The 18,410-nt window shown below is 69.4% G+C and carries 17 protein-coding genes; 12 read left to right on the plus strand and 5 right to left on the minus strand.

Features of this window, described 5'->3' with window-relative positions; genetic code table 11:
* Positions 1-128: 128 nt before the first annotated feature.
* Positions 129-1,247, plus strand: a complete 1,119-nt coding sequence (locus NQK81_RS16135; RefSeq protein WP_257488861.1) for a PucR family transcriptional regulator — start codon at positions 129-131, stop codon at positions 1,245-1,247.
* Positions 1,248-1,309: 62 nt separating this feature from the next.
* Positions 1,310-2,971, plus strand: coding sequence for a sulfatase-like hydrolase/transferase (locus NQK81_RS16140; protein WP_257488862.1), 1,662 nt, complete (start codon positions 1,310-1,312; stop codon positions 2,969-2,971).
* A 150-nt stretch (positions 2,972-3,121) separates the two neighbouring features.
* Here the strand turns inward: NQK81_RS16140 and NQK81_RS16145 are convergent, their stop codons facing one another.
* Positions 3,122-4,081, minus strand: coding sequence for a helix-turn-helix transcriptional regulator (locus NQK81_RS16145; RefSeq protein ID WP_257488863.1), 960 nt, complete (start codon positions 4,079-4,081; stop codon positions 3,122-3,124).
* 61 nt (positions 4,082-4,142) lie between these two features.
* Here NQK81_RS16145 and NQK81_RS16150 point away from each other — a divergent pair, with 61 nt between their 5' ends.
* On the plus strand, positions 4,143-5,300 hold the full coding sequence (locus tag NQK81_RS16150; protein WP_257488864.1) for an epoxide hydrolase family protein: 1,158 nt from the start codon (positions 4,143-4,145) through the stop codon (positions 5,298-5,300).
* 3 nt (positions 5,301-5,303) lie between these two features.
* On the opposite strand, the gene NQK81_RS16155 is transcribed toward NQK81_RS16150, so the two are convergent.
* The gene (locus NQK81_RS16155) at positions 5,304-5,846 is read right to left on the minus strand and encodes an ArsR/SmtB family transcription factor (protein ID WP_257488865.1); all 543 of its coding nucleotides are present in this window, start codon (positions 5,844-5,846) and stop codon (positions 5,304-5,306) included.
* A 75-nt stretch (positions 5,847-5,921) separates the two neighbouring features.
* On the opposite strand from NQK81_RS16155, the gene NQK81_RS16160 reads away from it, so the two are divergent.
* The gene (locus NQK81_RS16160; protein ID WP_306856043.1) at positions 5,922-7,157 is read left to right on the plus strand and encodes an MFS transporter; all 1,236 of its coding nucleotides are present in this window, start codon (positions 5,922-5,924) and stop codon (positions 7,155-7,157) included.
* Here NQK81_RS16160 and NQK81_RS16165 read toward each other — a convergent pair.
* Positions 7,084-7,446, minus strand: a complete 363-nt coding sequence (locus NQK81_RS16165) for an arsenate reductase family protein (RefSeq protein ID WP_257488867.1) — start codon at positions 7,444-7,446, stop codon at positions 7,084-7,086. The genes NQK81_RS16160 and NQK81_RS16165 overlap by 74 nt on opposite strands.
* Positions 7,447-7,536: 90 nt before the next feature.
* Here NQK81_RS16165 and NQK81_RS16170 point away from each other — a divergent pair, with 90 nt between their 5' ends.
* Positions 7,537-8,106 carry a YdeI/OmpD-associated family protein gene (locus tag NQK81_RS16170; RefSeq protein ID WP_257488868.1) on the plus strand — a complete coding sequence of 190 codons (570 nt, stop codon included), beginning with the start codon at positions 7,537-7,539 and terminating at the stop codon, positions 8,104-8,106.
* A gap of 1 nt (position 8,107) precedes the next feature.
* Here NQK81_RS16170 and NQK81_RS16175 read toward each other — a convergent pair whose 3' ends face one another.
* Together NQK81_RS16175 and NQK81_RS16180 are read right to left on the minus strand one after the other, a co-directional pair.
* Positions 8,108-9,313, minus strand: coding sequence for a PP2C family protein-serine/threonine phosphatase (locus tag NQK81_RS16175; RefSeq protein ID WP_257488869.1), 1,206 nt, complete (start codon positions 9,311-9,313; stop codon positions 8,108-8,110).
* Positions 9,314-9,322: 9 nt separating this feature from the next.
* On the minus strand, positions 9,323-10,018 hold the full coding sequence (locus NQK81_RS16180; RefSeq protein ID WP_257488870.1) for a TetR/AcrR family transcriptional regulator: 696 nt from the start codon (positions 10,016-10,018) through the stop codon (positions 9,323-9,325).
* A gap of 58 nt (positions 10,019-10,076) precedes the next feature.
* Between NQK81_RS16180 and NQK81_RS16185 the strand changes: the two genes are divergently transcribed.
* The 7 genes from NQK81_RS16185 (at position 10,077) to NQK81_RS16215 (ending at position 18,409) form a co-directional block, all read left to right on the plus strand.
* Positions 10,077-10,874 carry a thioesterase family protein gene (locus NQK81_RS16185; RefSeq protein ID WP_257488871.1) on the plus strand — a complete coding sequence of 266 codons (798 nt, stop codon included), beginning with the start codon at positions 10,077-10,079 and terminating at the stop codon, positions 10,872-10,874.
* A gap of 78 nt (positions 10,875-10,952) precedes the next feature.
* The gene (locus tag NQK81_RS16190) at positions 10,953-12,995 is read left to right on the plus strand and encodes a hypothetical protein (RefSeq protein ID WP_257488872.1); all 2,043 of its coding nucleotides are present in this window, start codon (positions 10,953-10,955) and stop codon (positions 12,993-12,995) included.
* Positions 12,996-13,111: 116 nt separating this feature from the next.
* Positions 13,112-14,308, plus strand: a complete 1,197-nt coding sequence (locus tag NQK81_RS16195; RefSeq protein ID WP_257488873.1) for an RICIN domain-containing protein — start codon at positions 13,112-13,114, stop codon at positions 14,306-14,308.
* Between the two features lie 158 nt (positions 14,309-14,466).
* Positions 14,467-14,892 carry a DoxX family protein gene (locus tag NQK81_RS16200; protein ID WP_257488874.1) on the plus strand — a complete coding sequence of 142 codons (426 nt, stop codon included), beginning with the start codon at positions 14,467-14,469 and terminating at the stop codon, positions 14,890-14,892.
* 414 nt (positions 14,893-15,306) lie between these two features.
* Positions 15,307-16,599: an extracellular solute-binding protein gene (locus NQK81_RS16205; protein ID WP_126733994.1), complete on the plus strand. Its 1,293-nt coding sequence runs from the start codon at positions 15,307-15,309 to the stop codon at positions 16,597-16,599.
* On the plus strand, positions 16,596-17,582 hold the full coding sequence (locus tag NQK81_RS16210) for a carbohydrate ABC transporter permease (RefSeq protein WP_126733995.1): 987 nt from the start codon (positions 16,596-16,598) through the stop codon (positions 17,580-17,582). The genes NQK81_RS16205 and NQK81_RS16210 overlap by 4 nt, the downstream gene beginning before the upstream one ends.
* The gene (locus NQK81_RS16215; protein ID WP_257488875.1) at positions 17,579-18,409 is read left to right on the plus strand and encodes a carbohydrate ABC transporter permease; all 831 of its coding nucleotides are present in this window, start codon (positions 17,579-17,581) and stop codon (positions 18,407-18,409) included. Before NQK81_RS16210 ends, NQK81_RS16215 begins: the two co-directional genes overlap by 4 nt.
* Position 18,410 lies beyond the last annotated feature (1 nt).

Consider the following 18,410-nt stretch of genomic DNA (forward strand, 5'->3'; position numbering starts at 1 on the left):
CGAGGGCCTGTTACCTTTCGGTAGCTCACAGGAAACCAACCGGCCGGACACCCTCGGTAGAGGACGGTCGCCAACGACCGCCGGCTTCGTTGTGCACCGGGCACAATCCGCGCGGGAAGGCGGTGGCGATGGCGCACCGGTCGCTCCACGACCTCCTGGCCGAGATGGCGGCCGACGCCGAGGTCGTCGACGAAGTGGTCCGGGCCGCCCGCACGGAATCGCCCGAGGTCGCGCGGCTGCCGGTGGGCGAGAACCGGAGGCACGTCGCGATCGTCCTCGCGGCCGGGCTCGCCTCGTTCGACCGGCCGGGTGGAGCCGGAGAGCAGGACTACGCGGCGGCCGCCGACCTGGGCGCGGACCGGGCCGCTCAGGGGGTGCCGCTCGCCGCGCTGCTGCGCGGGGTGCAGGCGGGTCGCAGCCGCGCGGTCGAGATCGCCGTCGAACGCGGCAAGGCGGCCGGGGTGCCGGACGACGTCATGCTGGCGGCGCTGGTCGACTTCGACCGGAACACCCGCGCGCTCGAACGCCAGGTCATCGCCGGATATCACGACGCCGAACTCGAACTCTCCCGCACGGCGCACGACAGCCGCGCCCGGGTGCTGCGGCGGTTGCTGGGCGGTGACACGACGGCGCCGTCGGCCGAGGAGGTCGCGAACGCCGGGCTGAACCCGGGCGGGCGCTACCACTGCCTGCTCACCGACGTCGGCGATCCGTATCAGGCACGGGTCGTCGAGCGACGGCTCGGCGCGACGGGTGGCGTCTTCGGTCTGGTCGAAGGTCGGCTGGCCGGGCTGGCGCCGCGGCTCCCTACGCAGGCGGCGCTCGGGGACGACGTGCTCATGGTGGCCTCCCCCGCCGTCCCGCTCGCCGAGGTCCGCGGCACGTATGCCCTGTGCGTGATGGCCCTGCCGTCGGCGCGGTCCCGCGGTCTGCACGCGGTGGCCGACCTGGCCGTGGAGACCGCGCTCGCCGCCCAACCGGGGCTCGCCGCGCTGCTCGAAGGCACCCTGCTGAACGCGCTGACGCCAGGCGATCCGTTCCACGAACAACTCGTCTCGACCGCGCTGGCCTACCTCGACCACGGGCGGCGGCTCGACCAGACGGCCGCCGCGCTGCACGTCCACGCGAACACCGTCCGGTACCGGCTTTCCCGGCTGGGCGAGATCACCGGGACGTCGCTCGACCCGCCGGATGTGCGGCACACCGTCAACTGGTGGTGGGCGCTGCGCACGTGGCGCTCGGGCTGAACCGCCGGGGCCCCTCGTCCGTGTAATCCGATGAAGGCAGTCCACCCCGGAAGGAACCCGCCTTGTCGGTTTTCCCGCGTCCCGCCCTAGTCGGCCTGCCCGGCGACCGCACGGCAGCCCGCGAAATCGCGTCCAGCGCGGCGACGACGCTGTCCGCCGTCCTCGTGCTGTTCGCCTTGCTCGCGCCGGACGACCTCGACAGGTTGACGCCGGAGGCGTTCGTGCGGTTGCCGGTGGAGGCGCTGCTCGGGGTGGCTGTCGTGCTCATGCTGCGAGACGGCGCGCGTCGCGTCGTCGCGGTGTCGGCTGGCGCGTTCCTCGGGCTCCTGACCGTGCTGAAGGCCATCGACATCGGTTTCGGGCTCGCGCTGAACCGGCGGTTCAACCCCGTTTTCGACTGGGGTGTGCTCGGCAACGGTGTCGACCTGCTCGGCACGTCGATCGGCCGGGCGGGCGCGCTCGCGTCGTTCGCCGGGCTGACGCTGCTGGCCGTGGCCGTGATCGTGCTGATGGCGCTGGCCGTCCTGCGGTTGAGCCGGGTGGTGGCCGGACGGCGCACCGCGTCGACCCGGGTGACGGCCGTGCTCAGCGTGCTCTGGATGGTGTGCGCGGTTTCCGGTGCGCAACTCGCTCCGGGCCAGCCGTTCGCGTCGCGCAGCGCGGTCGCCTTCGCCTACGACGACCTCCGGCAGGTGCGAGCCGGTATCCGGGACAGGGAGGCCTTCGCCGAGGAGATCGCCGTCGACGCCTTCCGTGACACCCCGGCCTCCGGGCTGCTGAACGCGTTGCGCGGCAAGGACGTGCTGTTCACCTTCGTCGAGAGTTACGGTCGCGTGGCCGTCCAGGACTCGGACATCGCGCCGAAGGTCGACGCGGTGCTCGACGCCGGGACGGCGCGGCTGAAGAACGCGGGGTACGGCTCGCGCAGCGCTTTTCTGACGTCGCCGACGACGAGCGCGGGGAGCTGGCTGGCGCACTCGACGTTCCAATCCGGCGTCTGGGTCGACAGCCAGCACCGGTACGACGATTTTGTGAAGACCGACCGGTTCACCCTCGGGAGTGCGTTCAAGCGCGCGGGCTGGGAGACCGTCGGCGTCGTTCCGGCGCATACCGAGGACTGGCCGGAGGGCAAGGTCTACGGCTACGACCGCTACTACGACTCCCGCACCATCGGGTATCGCGGACCGCCGTTCTCCTACGCCACGATGCCGGACCAGTTCACGCTTTCGGCTTTCCAGCGCGCCGAACGCGATCGGAACCGCCCGCCGCTGATGGCGGAGATCGACCTCGTCACCAGTCACTGGCCGTGGACGCCGCTCCCCCGTCTGGTCGGCTGGAAGGACGTCGGCGACGGGTCGATCTACGATCCCATGCCTTCACAAGGGAAAACGCCCGAAGAGGTGTTCACCGACCCGGCCAAGGTGCGCGGTGCGTACGGCGACTCGATCGCTTATTCGCTGAACTCGCTGATCTCGTACGTGGAGACGTACGGCGACGACGATCTCGTGCTCGTGTTCCTCGGCGACCACCAGCCGAACCCGATCGTCGCCGGCGCGGGCGCGGATCACGACGTCCCGATCACGGTGGTCACGCGGGACCCGGCGGTGCTCGACAAGATCGCGGGCTGGAACTGGCAGGACGGCCTGAACCCGGACCGGAACGCGCCGGTGTGGCGAATGGACGCGTTCCGGGACCGCTTCCTGACCACTTTCGCCCGCACTTAGCCGACTAAACGCGGGTAGCGCCGAGGGCCCGGCCCGGCCCGGTCGCGCGCGCCTCCCTCCCCGATGGCGTGTCGCGAAAGCCACTTTCGCGACGTCTGATGTCCCGAAAGTGGCTTTCGCGACGCCTCGCCCTCCCCCGCATTTAGCCGACTAAATGCGGGTCGCGTCGCGATACCGGCCGGCCAACTCGCGCAAGTAGTCGACTAACCGCGGGGGTTCGGTGACACGGAAAGGGAGGTTGAGGAGTCCTAAGTGGACGGCCATCGTCTCGATGCTGTCCGCGCCGGTGTGCAGGACGCAGGTGTTCGCGTCGACGGCCTCCACCGTCCCGACGGCCGGGTTGATCCGCGCGGTCACCTCTTCGGCGGACGCGTGCACGGTGACGTCGGCCCGGTAGCGCCAAGCGGCGGACGACACCCCGCGCCGCACGCGGTCGGTGACGTCCTCGGGCAGTTCGCGCGCGGTGAACCGCGGACCGGTGGGAACTCGCGGCGTCAGCCTGTCGACGCGGAAGGTGCGCCAGTCGCCGCGGTCGAGGTCCCAGGCGACGAGGTACCAGCGGCGTCCCCAGTTCACCAGGCGGTACGGCTCGACCTTGCGGACGCTTTCCGAACCGTCGTGGGTCAGGTAGCCGAACCGCAGCACCTCACGATCCCGGCAGCACGCCGTCAGCACCGTGAGCGTCTCGGCGGCGACACGCGGGCCGGGTTCGTCCCTCGGCACCGGGACCGTGTACGCCTGCAGGGCGTTCACCCGGCGGCGCAACCGGGACGGGAGCACCCGCTCCAGCTTGGCGAGCGCGCGCAACGAAGTCTCCTCCACGCCCGCGATGGTACCGCCGGCCGCGGTCCGCAGGCCGATCGCCACGGCGACCGCCTCCTCGTCGTCCAGCAGCAGCGGCGGCAGATCGGCGCCCGCGCCGAGGCGGTAGCCGCCGACCGAACCACGGGTGGCGTTCACCGGATAGCCGAGCGCGCGCAACCGCTCGACGTCGTTGCGGATCGTGCGGGCGCTGACCTCCAGGCGTTCCGCCAGCTCGGTGCCGGTCCAGTCGCGGGGAGTCTGCAGGAGGGAGAGCAAACGGAGTAATCGTGCCGAAGTTTCCAACATTTCTTCAGGCTGCCCCTCCATTAGGAACGGAGTGTTCCTAATGGCACTCTACCTTGGTCTCATGAACGAAAACACGGAGATCAAGCCCTTCCGCGTCGAGGTCCCGCAGGCCGAGCTGGACGACCTCGCCGACCGTCTGGCCCGCGTCCGCTGGGCGAACGAGCTGCCCGCCGACCAGGTGACCGACGGGGTGCAGCGCGGGCCGGTCACGCCGGGCTGGGAGTACGGCGTGCCGCTGGAGTACGTGCGGCGCCTGGTCTCGTACTGGCGCGAGGGCTATGACTGGCGCAAGTGGGAGGCGAAGCTCAACGAGTACTCGCAGTTCACCACGGAGATCGACGGGCAGAACATCCACTTCCTGCACGTCCGTTCGCCGGAACCGGACGCGACGCCGCTGATCCTCACCCACGGCTGGCCGAACTCGGTCTTCGAGTACCTCGACCTGATCGACCAGCTGACGGACCCGCGGTCGAACGGGGGCGACCCGGCCGACGCGTTCCACGTGGTCATCCCCTCGCTGCCCGGGTTCGGCTTCTCCGGCCCGACGCGGGAAAAGGGCTGGAACCGGTACCGCACGGCGCGGGCCTGGGCCGAGCTGATGCGCCGCCTGGGCTACGAGCGCTACGGCACGCACGGGAACGACGCGGGTTCGTTCGTCGCCCCCGAGGTCGGCCGCGCCGACGCGGAGCACGTGATCGGCGTGCACGTCACGCAGCTGTTCTCGTTCCCCAGCGGCGACCCGGCGGAATTCGAAGGCATGACCGAGAAGGAACTGGAGTACATGCAGTTCCTCCAGTCCTTCAACGACGACATGTCCGGCTACGCGAAGCTTCAGGAGAGCGCGCCGCAGAACCTCGCGCACGCGCTGGCCGACTCGCCGACCGGGCAGCTGGCCTGGAGCGCGCAACTGCTGTCGGCGACGAGCGACGACCACGTGCTCACCAACGCCACGCTGTACTGGCTCACCAACACCGCGGCTTCGGCGGCGCGGTTCTACTACGAGGACAAGCACACCGAGCACCCGTCCGAGCCGACGACCGCGCCGACCGGGCTGGCGAGTTTCGCCTACGACTTCCGTCCACTGCGGCGCTTCGCCGAACGGGACCACGCGAACATCGTGTCGTGGCAGGAATTCGACCGCGGCAGCCACTGGGCGACGCAGGACGCGCCGGATCTGCTGCTGGGCGACATCCGGGCTTTCTTCCGCAAGCTGACCTGAGGCTCACTCGGCCATGCGGTGCAGCAGGAAGATCCCGTTCAGCAGCGGCTTGTCGAGCCGCTGCTGATCGGTCGCCACGTACTCGTCGAGGATGTCGAGGATGCGGTTGTCGAGTTCGGTCGCCTCTTCCGGCGAAAGGTGCAGCGCGAACCGCTCGACCACCCGCACCGAACCCGGCCCGGCCTCGCGGAGTTCGTCCTGGAAGGCCTCGATGGGCCCGAATCGGGTGTCTTCGTCCTCGCCGTTCAGCGGCCCGTCCAGCCACCAGGACTTGCCGGCGCTGCGATAGGGCTTCTCCAGCGCACCGCTCGCGCCGGTGCGCACCGGGGCCTGTTCGAGCAGACCGGCCTCGGTGAGCTGCCGCACGTGGTAGAGCACGGTGCCGGGGTCCTTGTCCAGCCGGACGGCGAGTTCCTTGTTGGTCAGTTCCCGCTCGCCGCAGAGCCGGAGAATGCGCAGCCGCAAGGGATGCCCGAGCGCCTTGGCCTCGCGCGCCGTCGCCTCCCGCCGCCGGTCCGCGACCCTCGCGGCGACCTGATCGTCCATGACCGCAGCGTAGCCGACCGATGGAGAAGAGAAACATCGATGGAGTTTTCTCAATCGATGTGCGATCCTCGATCGGTGACCTCGCTCGGGACCGCCTACTGGCGGCTGTGGAGTTCGTCGGGGCTGTCGAACCTGGCTGACGGGATCGTCAAGATCGCGCTCGGCCTGGTGGCCGTCCAGTTCACCCGGTCACCGGCGCTCATCGCGGGACTGGCGTTCGTGTCTTCCTTGCCGTGGCTGCTGTTCGCCCTGCACGCCGGGGTGCTCGCGGACCGCGTCGACCGGCGCCGCGCGATGCTCGCCGCCAACATGGTCCGCGCGAGCCTGCTCGCCGCACTAGCGGCGGCGATCGCGCTGGGATTCGGGTCGATCTGGCTGCTTTACGTGGTCGCGCTGGGGATCGGGGTCGCCGAAACGGTCCACGACACGGCCGCGCAGGCGATCCTCCCGCAGATCGCCGGCCGCGACCGGCTGACGCGGGCCAACAGCCGCCTCTACGCCGCCGAACTCACCGCCAACGAATTCGCCGGCCCGCCACTGGGCGGATTCCTCGTCGCCGCGGGAGCTTTCGCGGCGTTCTCGGTGTCCTCGGCGCTCTGGATCGTCTCGGTGGCCGCGCTCTTCTTCGTCCCCGGTGCGTTCCGCGCCGGACGGACGCGGGACACGAGCGTGCGCGAAGATCTGGTCGAGGGCCTGCGTTTCCTTTGGGAGAACCGGCTTCTCCGGATCCTGGCGATCATGGTCGGCGGGTTCAACCTCGCCACGAGCGCCGTGATCACGCTCTTCGTGCTCTACGCGGTCGGCCCGGCGTCGGCGATGGGACTGTCCGGGCAGGCCTACGGATTCCTGCTCGCCACCATCGCCCTCGGCGGTTTCGCGGGGTCGTTCGCGGCCGAGCGCGTGGAACTCGCGCTCGGCCGCTCCCGCACGCTGGCGCTCACCCTGTTCACCGGTGCCGCGTTCGCCGGAATCCCGGCGGCGACCACGAATCCGTATGTCATCGGCGCGGTCTTCTTCCTCGGCGGGGCCGGGGTCATGGTGTGGAACGTCGTCGTCGTTTCGCTGCGGCAGCGGATCATCCCGGATCACCTGCTGGGGCGGGCCACCAGCGGCCACCGGCTGGTCGCGTGGGGCACCAAACCGCTGGGGGCCGCGGCGGCCGGGCTGCTCGCGGAGATCTTCGGGCTGCGGCCGGTGTTCGCGGGCGCGGCGGCGCTGATCCTGATGCTGGTGTTGCTCATCCCCCGGGCAGCACCGACCGAACGGCCTCCGGCGTCCGGGCGACGACGGTCGTGCCGTCGTCGGCGGTGATGATCGGGCGCTGGATCAGCTTCGGATGGGTGACCAGCGCCTCGACCCACCGATCGCGGTCGGCGGGCGTGCGCCCCCACGTCTTCAGCTCGAGTTCCTTCGCGATCGGCTCGGCGGTACGGGTGATGTCCCACGGTTCGAGCCCGAGCCGCTCAAGGACGGCCTTCAGTTCCTTCGCCGTCGGCGGCTCTTCGAGGTACTTCCGCACGGTGTACTCGGCTCCCGCCTCGTCCAGCATCGACACCGCGGACCGGCATTTGGAGCATGCCGGGTTCACCCAGATCTCCATCCGGGCCACCTCCTTTCGAAAAGCGCTCACTCGGTGAGCACTTTGGTTCCGATGATGGTCACAGACTCCTACGACGAAAGGAACCCTGCCATGGACGAGACCACCTTCAGCGCCGCCTCACCCGCCGAGTGGCGCGCTTGGCTCGCCGAGCACGCCGGGACCGCGACGGAGGTCTGGCTGATCATCCGGCACAAGGGCAGCGGCGTCCCCAGCATCCGGATCGAAGAGGCGATGGAGCAGGCCCTGTGCTTCGGCTGGATCGACGGGCTGCACCGCAAGCACGACGCCACGAGTTCCCGGCTGCGGTTCACACCGCGCAGCCCCCGGAGTTCGTGGAGCCGCGTCAACCGCGAGCGGGCCGCGCGCCTGATCGCCGAGGGTCTGATGACCGAACGCGGGCAGGCGATGATCGACCTCGCCAAGGAGAAGGGCCGCTGGCAGGTCGTGCCGGACGGCGAGGGCGTCCCCGAGGACCTGCGGGCCCGGCTCGACGCCGACGAGGCCGCCCGGACCCATTTCGAGAAGTTCCCGCCGTCGTCGAAAAGGCTGATCCTGGAATGGATCCTGACGGCGAAGAAGCCGGAAACCCGCGAGCGGCGGATCGCCAGGACCGTCGAGCTCGCGGCCGTGAACCGCCGCGCCAATCACCCGGTCCGGTGACTCAGTTCCGGTCGCATCGGACCACGAGGAGGGCGATGTCGTCCTGAGCAGGCGTGTTGCCGACGAGCGCGGCCATCACCCGGGCGCAGACCATCGAAGGCGGATCGGCGGTGACCACGTCGGCGAGCCGTTGCAGGCCGACGTCGATCAGCTGGTCCCGGCGCTCCACGAGACCGTCGGTGTAGAAGGCGAGCACGGCGCCGGGCGGCAGGTCGATCTCGGCTCTTCGGCGCTCCGGCCCGGAGACCCCGATGGGCGGGTCGACCGGGGCTTCGACGAACACCGAGGGCTCACCGGGCGCCGCGAGCACCGGCGGCAGATGCCCGGCCAGCGAGATCGCGATGCTGTCCCGCGAAGCCGACACCGACCCGTACACGACGGTGGCCAGCGCCCCCGGCTCGAAATGCTGGACCTTCCTGTCCAGTTTGGACAGCACCTCCGCCGGGTCGTCCGATTCGAGCGCGTAGGCGCGCAGGGCGCTGCGCAGCCGTCCCATGATCACCGCGGCGTTGAGGCCGTGCCCGGCGACGTCGCCCATCACGATGCCGAGACGGCCGTCCGGCAACGGGAACAGGTCGTACCAGTCACCGCCGACACCGGGCTCGGTCCCCGGCACGTACCGGGCGGCGAACGTCATCCCGGAGACGGCGGGCAGCCGGGCGGGCACCAGGCTCCGCTGCAGCGCCGCGGCGGCCGCGCGATCGCTGGCGGCGATGTCGATCTGCACCTCCAGCGCGAGCCGCGCGGCCACCAGCCGCAGCAGTTCGACGTCGGTCTCGGAGAACTCCCGCGGCGTCACGGACCCGACGTGGAGCACACCGACCAGTTCGTCCTCGGCCACCATCGGCACCCCGAGCAGGGTGCGCAGCCCTCGCTCCCACAGGAGCGCGTTCACCACCGTGGTCTGGTCGACGTGGTCGATGATCACCGGCCGCCGTTGCTCGGCGACTCGCCCCGCGAAGCCGGCACCGACCGGGATCCGGACGTCCTGGTAGACCTCCTCCTCGATCCCGGAGGCGGCGATGGCCTGCAGTTGCTGCGCCGTCGGGTCGAGCCGGAGCACCGTGGCCGTGTCGACCCCGAGGACTTCACGGACGCGCGCGAGGAGCGTGGCCATCACCTTGTCCTGTCCGAGTTTCCCCAAGGACGTGTCGGTGATGGCCTCGAGCACCTGGAGCCGGTCGGCGGCGGTCGGGGTCTCGGACATGCGCAGAGCCTATCCAGTCCGCCCCGCCCGCACCGCCCAGCCCGCCGCCAGTCCGTCGAGGTCTTCCGCCAGTACGGCACTCGGCGGAATGGCGTCCCGGGGCACGCGGGAGGCGAGCGCCGTGCCGAGACCGGCCATCCGGATGACGGTGTCGATCAGCGCCTCCGGTTCCTCCGGCCAGCCGAAGCCCGGCTGGGCGATCAGCAGGCTCACGCAGCCGTGCATCGCCGACCAGAGCCCCATCGCGAGGATTTCCGGCTCACCGTGCAGGATCCCGGCCCGCACACAGGTGGCCGTCGCGTCGGCGAGATACCGGAAACAGGCGACCGCGCCGGGGGACGAACCGCCGGAGGGACGCATCAGGAGCACCCGGTACTGCACCGGATGGTCGAGGGCGAACCGGGCGTACACCCGCGCGCACCGGCTGAGCGCGCGCATCGGATCGGCGACCTCGACGGCGTGTTCGCGCATCCGGCGCGCGAGTTCGTCCCACACCCGCAGGCAGACCGCCTCCAGCAAGGCGTCGCGGCTCGGGAAATGCGCGTAGACCGACGGAGTGGAGACGCCGGTCCGTCGCGCGACGGCACGCAGCGTCAGCGCCTCATCGGTCCCCGCCTCGCCGAGCAGGGCGTCGGCGGCGCACAGGATCTCGCCCCGCAGCTTCTCCCCTTCACCCGGCCGCGCCTTCGTCCGCTTCGCGCCCATGCGGTGATGCTGCCAGCATTGACTTGACACCGTCAACTTGACGATGTCAGCTTGAGTCATGGCGCCTTTCCAGAACGCGACCGCGCTCGTCCGCCGGGGCGACGGCCCGGTGTTCGACACCGCACTCGATCCACAGTGGACGATCGGGACCAAGCTGCACGGCGGCTATCTGCTCGCCGTGCTCGCCAGGGCGGCCGCCGAGGTCTCCTCGCATCCGCATCTGACCGCGATCAGCGGCTCGTTCTCCGTTGCCCCGGAGCCCGGCCCGGCGGTCGTCGAGGTCGAGGTGCTGCGCGAAGGCCGCGGCCTCACCCAGTTGCGCGCGCGGCTGAGCCAGCACGGCAAGCCCTGCACCGAGGCCCTGATCACGCAGGGCGTCCTGGCCGACGGTGACGCGTGGTGGTCCGGAGTGGACCCGGTCGAGATCCCGCCGGAACAGGACTGCCTGCCCGTACCGGCCGACGGCGGGGGCGGGTTCCGGATCGGCCTGATGGACGTCGTCCAGCAGCGGATCGACCCGGCCTCGGCGGGGTTCGCGGTGGGCCAGCCGTCACGGAAGGGCGTCATCTCGTCCTGGCTGCGGCTCGCCGATGGCACCGACTGGGATCCGGTGAGCCTGCTCGTGGCACTCGACCCGGTGCCGCCGATCTCCCACGACCTCGGCATCGCGGGCTGGGCGCCGACCGTCCAGTTCACCGCGTACCTGCGCGGCATCCCGGCGCCGGGCCCGGTGCGGGTGCGGATGCGCGCGGGCGAGATCGGCGGCGACCGGATGGACGAGGTCGCCGAACTCTGGGACGAGAAGAACCGGTTGATCGGCCAAGCGACGCAAATCGCCGCCGTACGCGTCCCCTGAACCACCCGAAAGCGGGACCATGACGCGGCGCCGGGAGTTAAGATCCGGCGTCGACGTCATTGTTCTGGGGGCAGGACCATGGAAGTGGAACCGCGCCGCGCGGACGGCTCCGGCGGGGCCGAGATCACCCGGCTCTGCCAGACCTTGGTGCCGCTGGCGGCCGCCGGCAAATACGCCGAGGCCGCGTCGGCCTACCGATGGGTGAGCAGGGCGTCGGCCGGAGATCCGTTCCGCTACGGCGATCACGCGCTGCGCCTGGAGTTCTGCGCCCTCACCGGCAACGAGCACACCGGCGTCGAGCTTCTGTCGCTTTTGGACGGTGTGGGCGACCATGGGGACGCCGTGGACAGACTGGAGTTCTTCGCCTCGGCCGCGCTGCTCACCCGCCGGTTGACGGAAACCGGATACGGCGCGATCCCGTTCATTCTCGACGGCCCGTACGACGGCGTCCCCCTGGCCAGGCTCCATCGGCGGATGCGGGCGGCGGCGCTCGTCGAAGCCGAAGAACTCGACGAACACGAGGACAGCGGTTACTTCACCGCGTACGCCGAACGGAAAATGGCCGCTAACCCGGTCGCGGAATTCCTGCCACTCCTGCCTTCCGCGCTCCCCCGGGCTCCGATCGCGCCCCCGCCGGGGTTGTCCGCCGAGGAACTGGTCATCCGCGCGGAGATCCACAATCACCGGTGCGAACCGGAGGAGGCCCGAGCCTGTCTCGCGGCGATCGAAACCGTCCCGGACGAAATCGCCCCGCGACTGACCGAACTGCGCGCGATCTTCTTCCAGGGCGACGACACCGAGGAACGGCTGCGCCACGCCGCCGCCGGATTCCGGCGCCAGAACGACGAAATCCGGTTCCTGCTCAACCAATGCTGGCTCGGACTCTGGCTCGTTTTCGACGATCAGGCCGAGACCGGGGTCGCGCTGACCACGGTGGCCGCGGCCCGGTTGCGCGCCGGAACGGACGATCGCGCCGCCTGCTGGGGCGAATATTGGCTGGCGCACGTGCTTTCCGGGCAGGGCCGTAATCCCGAGGCGTACGAGGCCTTGCGACGGGGTGCCGGGCGGGCTCGCGAAGCGGGCGATCCCTTGCTCCACGGCACACTTCTCTGCCTGGATGCGTCGCTGCGGAACGGCGACGGCGAGGATCCGGTGACCGCGCTGGAACTCGCACGGGCGGCGACGGACGCCTTCATCGTCGGAAACGTCGGCGAGAAGGCCGTCGAAGCCGTCGAACAGGTCCGGATCGCCTACGAGCGCACGGGATCGCTCGACGAGCTGGACCTCTTCGTCGAGCACCTGCTGTCGACGCTGCCCGTTGGCGGTCCGGAACGGTTGCGCGGACATCTGCGTCATCTCCGTGCGCTGTCGCTGATCGGCACCGGCCGGTTCGCCGAAGCCGTCGACGACGCCTACGCGGCCCTCGGTGTCGCCGCGTCGAAAGGCAAGGACACCGCGGAACATTGGTACGTCCTCGTCACCGCGCTGCACGGCGCCGGCCGGTACGACGACGTGCTCGACGTCGCGCCCCGCACCATCGCCCTGCTCACCGCGTCACCGGACTGGGCGCACCGCTGCCGGTGGATGTACGCCGACAGCTACCGCGCGCTCGGCGAATCCTCACGCGCCTTCGACGAATACGCCGTCCTCGCCGAAATACTCCAGGATTCGGGCGACACCGGGCATTCCTTCATCTCGGTGAGCATGGCCGCCGCCGAGCAACTCGACCTGCTGGGCTACGGCGCGAACGCCGCCGACTTCTACGCGCGGGCCGCCGACGCGGCCTCGGCGATCGGCGGCGGCTACGTGGCCGCCACCTGCCGCAACGCCGCGACGCTGTCCCGGCTGCGGTCCGGCGACCTCGACGCGGCGCTGACCGCGCTCGACGCCGCGGAAACCGCCGTGCACGCCGTGGAAACCGAAACCGCGCCCGTCCGGGAACATCTCGTCGCCCAGCTCGATCACGTCGCCGCCCACGTGCTCAGCGCCGCGGGCCGGGTGCGGGAAGCCGCCCGGCGCGCGCTCCGCGCCGCCGAAACGTTCCACCGGATAGGTGAGGCCGAGTCCGCCCGTGACGTGGACCTGTTGCTCGAACAGATACTCCTCGGCGAGCAGAAGTGACGTGTGTCCTGTTCTGTCAGTGACATGCCCACCTTTCGCCGCTTATGATTCCAGCCGGTCTAGACCTCTCTGAAGCATCCGGATGCCTCATCCCTGCGATGAAAAGGCGGTTCGGCATGACCGGAAGATTCCTCAGACTCGTGGCGGGCGCCGCGTTGGCGCTCGGCGTCCTTTCCGTGCCCGCCCCCGTTGCCGCCGCGGCCGAAGCCTCGGCGGTCTGCGACGGTGACGGTGTCAGCGGAAAACGCGTTCAAGCGCTCTATGTCCGCGGGAACACGCAAGCGGACCGGTACGGCCAGTTCGCCGGTCAGTTCCAGACCTTCACGAGCCAGATCGACGACCTCTTCGTCGAAGCCGCGGCCCGGCTCGGCGGCGGCGTCCGGCACGTCCGGTACGTCCACGACGCGAGCTGCCGGGCCACGATCGCGAACGTCGTCATCGCCCAGTCCGCGATGGCGAATGTGGACACCATCACCAACGCCATCAAGGCACAGGGCTACAACCGCGCCGACCGCAAGTACATCGTCTGGTACGACGCCGGCGGCTGCGGGCTCGCGTTCGGCAACGGCGGCAACGACAGCCCCGGCGCGAGCAACCCGTACAACGGCGGGCCGCACTACGCCACCGTCGGCACGGGCTGCTGGAGCTGGCAGGCCACCGGGCACGAACTCCTGCACAACCTCGGCGCCGTCCAGGGCAGCGCGCCGAACGCGACACCGTACGGCCATTGCTGGGACGACGAAGACATCATGTGCTACGACGACGGCGGCCTCCCGCCGGGCGGCCTGAAGAAGGTGTGCCCCGGCGCGCCGGAGAACCAGATCGACTGCCTCGGGGACGACTACTTCCACACCAACCCCGCGCCCGGAAGCTATCTCGCGACGCATTGGAACGTGGCCGACAGCGAGTACCTGATCCGCGGCGGCACCCCGTATCCCGCCGGGCGGATCACCGGGGTGACCGGGAAATGTGTCGACGTCGACCATTCGCAGACCGCGAACGGCACGGCGGTCCGGCTGTGGAACTGCAACGGCACCCCCGCGCAGACGTGGGCCGTGCAGAACGGGACCCTGCGCTCGCTCGGGAAATGCCTGGACGTCGCCGGCAGCGGGACGGCGGACGGGACGCGCGTGCAGCTGTGGGACTGCAACACGACCGGGGCGCAGACCTGGCGGCGGCAGGGTTCGACGCTGGTCAACCCGCAGTCCGGCAAATGCCTCGACGTCGAGGGCGGTGGCACCGGTGAGGGCACGCGGCTGGTGATCCGGACCTGCGACGGTGCGGCCGGCCAGTCGTGGCAGATCCCCGCCTGACCCGCGTTTAGTCCTCTGAATGCGGCTCGCGATGCCGGCAGCCGTGTCGCGAAAGCCACTTTCGGGACATCAGACGTCCTGAAAGTGCCTTTCGCGACACGTCCCGGCTCCTCGTCAGCGCCTTGCCAGCCTCGCTCACCAGGAGAAGGATGCCCGGCATGCCCGAAGGAACCAGCGGTACCCGCGGCCGGCTCGCCGGCTCGATCGTGCTGTGGATCGTGCGCGTCGCGCTCGCGGCCGAGTTCCTCTACAGCGGTTACCTGCTGTTCGCGGGCGGCCACACCGAACAGACCTTCGCCGAGATCGGGCTCGGGCAATGGCTCCGGTACGTCACCGGCGTACTCGAGGTCGGCGGCGCGATCGGGCTGCTCGTCCCCCGCCTCGGCGGGCCGTCGGCGCTCCTGCTGGCCGGGATCATGGTCGGCGCGAGCGTCACGGAGCTGTTCATCCTCCCCAACGGCGGCCCGGTCCTGCCGCTCGTCCTGCTGATCGCCTGCGCGACGCTGGCGTGGTTCCTCCAGGACCAGACGCGCGCGCTGCTCGGCATCAAGCCGCCCGCCGAAGACGACGAAGCCCAGCGCTAGCCGCGAGAGAAGGTTGCGAAAGCCACTTTCGCAACCTTCAACGTTGCGAAAGTGGCTTTCGCAACGCGTCGGCGGCCCGGCATCGACCGTGATCACCATGCCGCGGGCCCGGTCGGCGAACGCGAGCCTTTCGTGCGTCCGAACGGCGCAACGGCCTCCCGCCGAATGCCCCGATCATCGGTACAGCCAAAGAAAAACCGCATGTCAGTACGCCTCGCGAGGCACTGACGAGCACGCCGAAATCCGATCATCAGCGTGATCATGCGCTCACTCAAGGTTAAAGATTGCGGCTCGTTTACAACGAACCGGCCACCTGCTTGACAGTCGGAGTGGTACGTACCACGCTGCCCGCATTGGTCTACACCATTTTGTGGGAGCCCGGCATGGTGGCCGGGCATCGAAAGGACGGCACGAGTGAAGCGCTGGCTCAAGATGGCTGCGGGCGCCGCCGCCATCACCCTCGCGACGGCGGGCTGCGCCGGTTCCGGCAGTGGCGACAGCACGAATTCGAGCGCTCCGGCCTCGAACGGCACGCTCACGGTCTGGCTCATGACGGGGACCGCCCCGGAAGCCCTGACGAACTCGCTCCACAAGGAATTCGAAGACGCGCACCCCGGCGTCAAGGTCAAGTACGAGATCCAGCAGTGGAACGGCATCCAGCAGAAGCTGACCACCGCGCTGGCCAGTGACAACCCGCCGGACGTGATCGAGCTGGGCAACACCCAGACCCCCGCGTTCGCGAACCAGGGCGTGCTCTCCGACCTCACCGCGAGCGTGAAGGACTTCAACGGCGACCAGTGGCTCCAGGGCCTCAAGGCCTCCGGCGAATTCGACGGCAAGACCTACGGCGTCCCGTTCTACGCGGCCAACCGCGAGGTCATCTACCGCAAGGACATGTTCGAGCAGGCCGGTATCACCGCGACGCCGAAGTCGCGGACGGAATGGCTCGACGCGATCACCAAGCTCAAGGCCAAGTTCGGCAGCGACCCCGAGTTCCAGGCCCTCTACCACGCCGGTCAGAACTGGTACGAGCTGCTGTCCTACATCTGGGACGAGGGCGGCGACATCGCGCAGGCCAACGGGAAGTCCTTCAAGTCGACCCTGGACACCCCGCAGGCGAAGGCCGGGCTCGAGTTCTACAAGCAGCTCACCGAGGCTTCCGGCACCAAGGCGCCGAAGGACGCCGACGAAGCGACGCCGCAGCAGGAAGGTATCTACGGCGCGGGCAAGGTCGCGATGATGATCGCCGTGTCGGGTGGTATCGAGACCGCCGCCAAGACCGACCCGTCGATCAAGGGGAAGTCGGGCGCCTTCCCGATCCCCGGCAAGACCGCGGGCAAGCCTGCCCCGGTCTTCCTCGGTGGCTCCAACCTGGTCATCCCGGCCAACAGCAAGAACGCGGCCGCGGCCAAGGACTACGTCAAGCTGATCAGCACCCCGAAGTACCAGACCGAGTTCGCCAAGGCCGGCTACGTCCCCGGTACCTCGACCGACGTCTCCGCCCTCGCCGGCAGCGAGTTCGGCAAGGTCATGGCCGAGGCGGCCAAGAACGGCCGCGCCGTGCCGACCAGCCCCAAGTGGGGTGACGTCGAGTCCGGTCAGAACCCGATCAAGGACATGATGACCGCGTACCTGACCGGCGCGAAATCGCTCGACCAGGCGACCGCCGACGCCAACGCCGCGCTCGACAAGCTCATCGGCGGATGACCACGACAAAAGATGTGACGACGCCGGCGGGGTCCTCCCCGCCGGCTTCGCCGCGCATCAAGCCGCCGAAATCGAATCGGCGCCTCCGTCTCGGCGAACGGACGGCGCCGTATCTGCTGATCCTTCCCGCGCTGGTCGCGATCCTTGTCCTGCTCGGCTGGCCGACGTTGCAGCTGATCGGGATCAGTTTCCGCAAGCTCGACCTCCGTGAGCTGGTCTCCGGAGAAATGGTCTGGATCGGATTCGAGAACTTCTCCGAGATCCTGTCCGACCCCGAATTCTGGGAGATCACCGTCCGCACGCTGGTGTTCACCGCCGCGGTCGTGCTCACCACCCTGCTGCTCGCGCTGTTCATGGCGCTGCTGATGCGGCATCTCAATCCGGTCGTCCGGGTGATCCTGCAGGTCGCGCTGATCCTCGCGTGGGCGACCCCGGTGCTCGCGACGACCACGGTCTTCCAGTGGATCTTCGATCAGCAGTACGGGATCCTGAACAAGACGCTCGCGAAACTCGGCTTCGACGGGTTCATCGGGCATTCCTGGTTCTCCACCGGGCCGAGCACCCTGACCGTCATCGGCCTGCTGGTCGTCTGGCAGGCCGTGCCGTTCGTGGCGTTCACCCTGTACGCCGGGCTTCTCGGCGTCCCGAAGGAGCAGTACGAGGCCGCTGGCATCGACGGCGCGAACGCCTGGCAGGCGTTCTGGGCGGTCAGCTGGCCCGCCATCCGGCCGATCCTCACCATGGTGACGTTCCTGTCGGTCCTGTGGGACTTCAAGCTGTTCGCCCAGGTGTGGGCGATCCGCCAGGGCGGGCCGGACGGCGCCAGCACGACACTGCCGGTCTACATGTACCTCAAGGGCCTCGCGGGCAACCACTTCGGCCTGGCGGCGACCGCCGCCCTGCTGATGATGCTCGTGCTGATCCTGCTCACCGCCCGGTACGTCCAGCTGCTGGTGCGCACGAAGGAGGCCGATCTGTCATGAAGAAGTCCCTGATCCAGCGGATCGGCCTCGGCACGTTCGGGGTGATCGTGGCCCTCCTGTTCGTCTTCCCGACGTACTGGATGGTCACGTCCTCGCTGAAGACGCCGGGCCAGGTCCTGTCACCGGAGTACGACCTGATCCCGCTCTCGGTGACGTTCGAAAACTTCGTCACGGCGCTGACGAAGCCCGGGTTCACCACCTATCTCACCAACAGCCTGATCGTCACGATCGGCGCCGTGCTGTGCTCGCTCGTCGCGGGCGTACTGGCGGCGGTCACTTTGTCCCGCATGCGATTCCGCGGGCGCAAGGGTTTCCTGATGCTGGTGCTGGTCGCGCAGCTCGCGCCGTTCGAGGCGCTGCTGATCCCGATGTACCTGCTGATGCGCGACGCCGGGCTGCTCAACCAGCTGCCTTCGCTGCTGCTGGTGTACTTCGCGGCGACGCTGCCCTTCACGTGCTGGATGCTCTACGGCTTCGTCAACGGCATCCCGTACGACCTCGAAGAGGCCGCGATGATCGACGGTTGCAGCCGGGCGGGCGCGTTCCGCCGGGTGACGCTGCCGCTGCTCGCCCCGGGACTGGTGACCACGTCGGTGTTCAGCTTCATCACCGCGTGGAACGAGTTCCTGTTCGCGTTCGTGTTCATGCGCGACCAGAGCAAGCAGACGCTGCCGGTGTGGCTTTCGTCGTTCCGGACGGCGTTTTCCGTGGACTGGGGCGGCATCATGGCGGCGTCGGTGATCTACGCCGTGCCCGCGCTGGTGTTCTTCATCCTCGTCCAGCGCAAGCTCGTGTCCAACCTGACCGCAGGCGCAGTGAAGGGATAAG

It is taken from the genome of Amycolatopsis roodepoortensis (assembly GCF_024628825.1).
In the GTDB taxonomy this organism is placed as follows: domain Bacteria; phylum Actinomycetota; class Actinomycetes; order Mycobacteriales; family Pseudonocardiaceae; genus Amycolatopsis; species Amycolatopsis roodepoortensis.

What these genes read in the sequence shown, in the direction of transcription:
- NQK81_RS16210 (WP_126733995.1), top strand. Translation starts at nt 16,596, where the DNA reads ATGACCACGACAAAAGATGTGACGACGCCGGCGGGGTCCTCCCCGCCG.
- NQK81_RS16190 (WP_257488872.1), top strand. Translation starts at nt 10,953, where the DNA reads ATGGAAGTGGAACCGCGCCGCGCGGACGGCTCCGGCGGGGCCGAGATC.
- NQK81_RS16145 (WP_257488863.1), bottom strand. Translation starts at nt 4,081, where the DNA reads ATGTTGGAAACTTCGGCACGATTACTCCGTTTGCTCTCCCTCCTGCAG.
- NQK81_RS16165 (WP_257488867.1), bottom strand. Translation starts at nt 7,446, where the DNA reads ATGGAGATCTGGGTGAACCCGGCATGCTCCAAATGCCGGTCCGCGGTG.
- NQK81_RS16195 (WP_257488873.1), top strand. Translation starts at nt 13,112, where the DNA reads ATGACCGGAAGATTCCTCAGACTCGTGGCGGGCGCCGCGTTGGCGCTC.
- NQK81_RS16150 (WP_257488864.1), top strand. Translation starts at nt 4,143, where the DNA reads ATGAACGAAAACACGGAGATCAAGCCCTTCCGCGTCGAGGTCCCGCAG.
- NQK81_RS16215 (WP_257488875.1), top strand. Translation starts at nt 17,579, where the DNA reads ATGAAGAAGTCCCTGATCCAGCGGATCGGCCTCGGCACGTTCGGGGTG.
- NQK81_RS16135 (WP_257488861.1), top strand. Translation starts at nt 129, where the DNA reads ATGGCGCACCGGTCGCTCCACGACCTCCTGGCCGAGATGGCGGCCGAC.
- NQK81_RS16185 (WP_257488871.1), top strand. Translation starts at nt 10,077, where the DNA reads ATGGCGCCTTTCCAGAACGCGACCGCGCTCGTCCGCCGGGGCGACGGC.
- NQK81_RS16155 (WP_257488865.1), bottom strand. Translation starts at nt 5,846, where the DNA reads ATGGACGATCAGGTCGCCGCGAGGGTCGCGGACCGGCGGCGGGAGGCG.
- NQK81_RS16200 (WP_257488874.1), top strand. Translation starts at nt 14,467, where the DNA reads ATGCCCGAAGGAACCAGCGGTACCCGCGGCCGGCTCGCCGGCTCGATC.
- NQK81_RS16170 (WP_257488868.1), top strand. Translation starts at nt 7,537, where the DNA reads ATGGACGAGACCACCTTCAGCGCCGCCTCACCCGCCGAGTGGCGCGCT.
- NQK81_RS16180 (WP_257488870.1), bottom strand. Translation starts at nt 10,018, where the DNA reads ATGGGCGCGAAGCGGACGAAGGCGCGGCCGGGTGAAGGGGAGAAGCTG.
- NQK81_RS16175 (WP_257488869.1), bottom strand. Translation starts at nt 9,313, where the DNA reads ATGTCCGAGACCCCGACCGCCGCCGACCGGCTCCAGGTGCTCGAGGCC.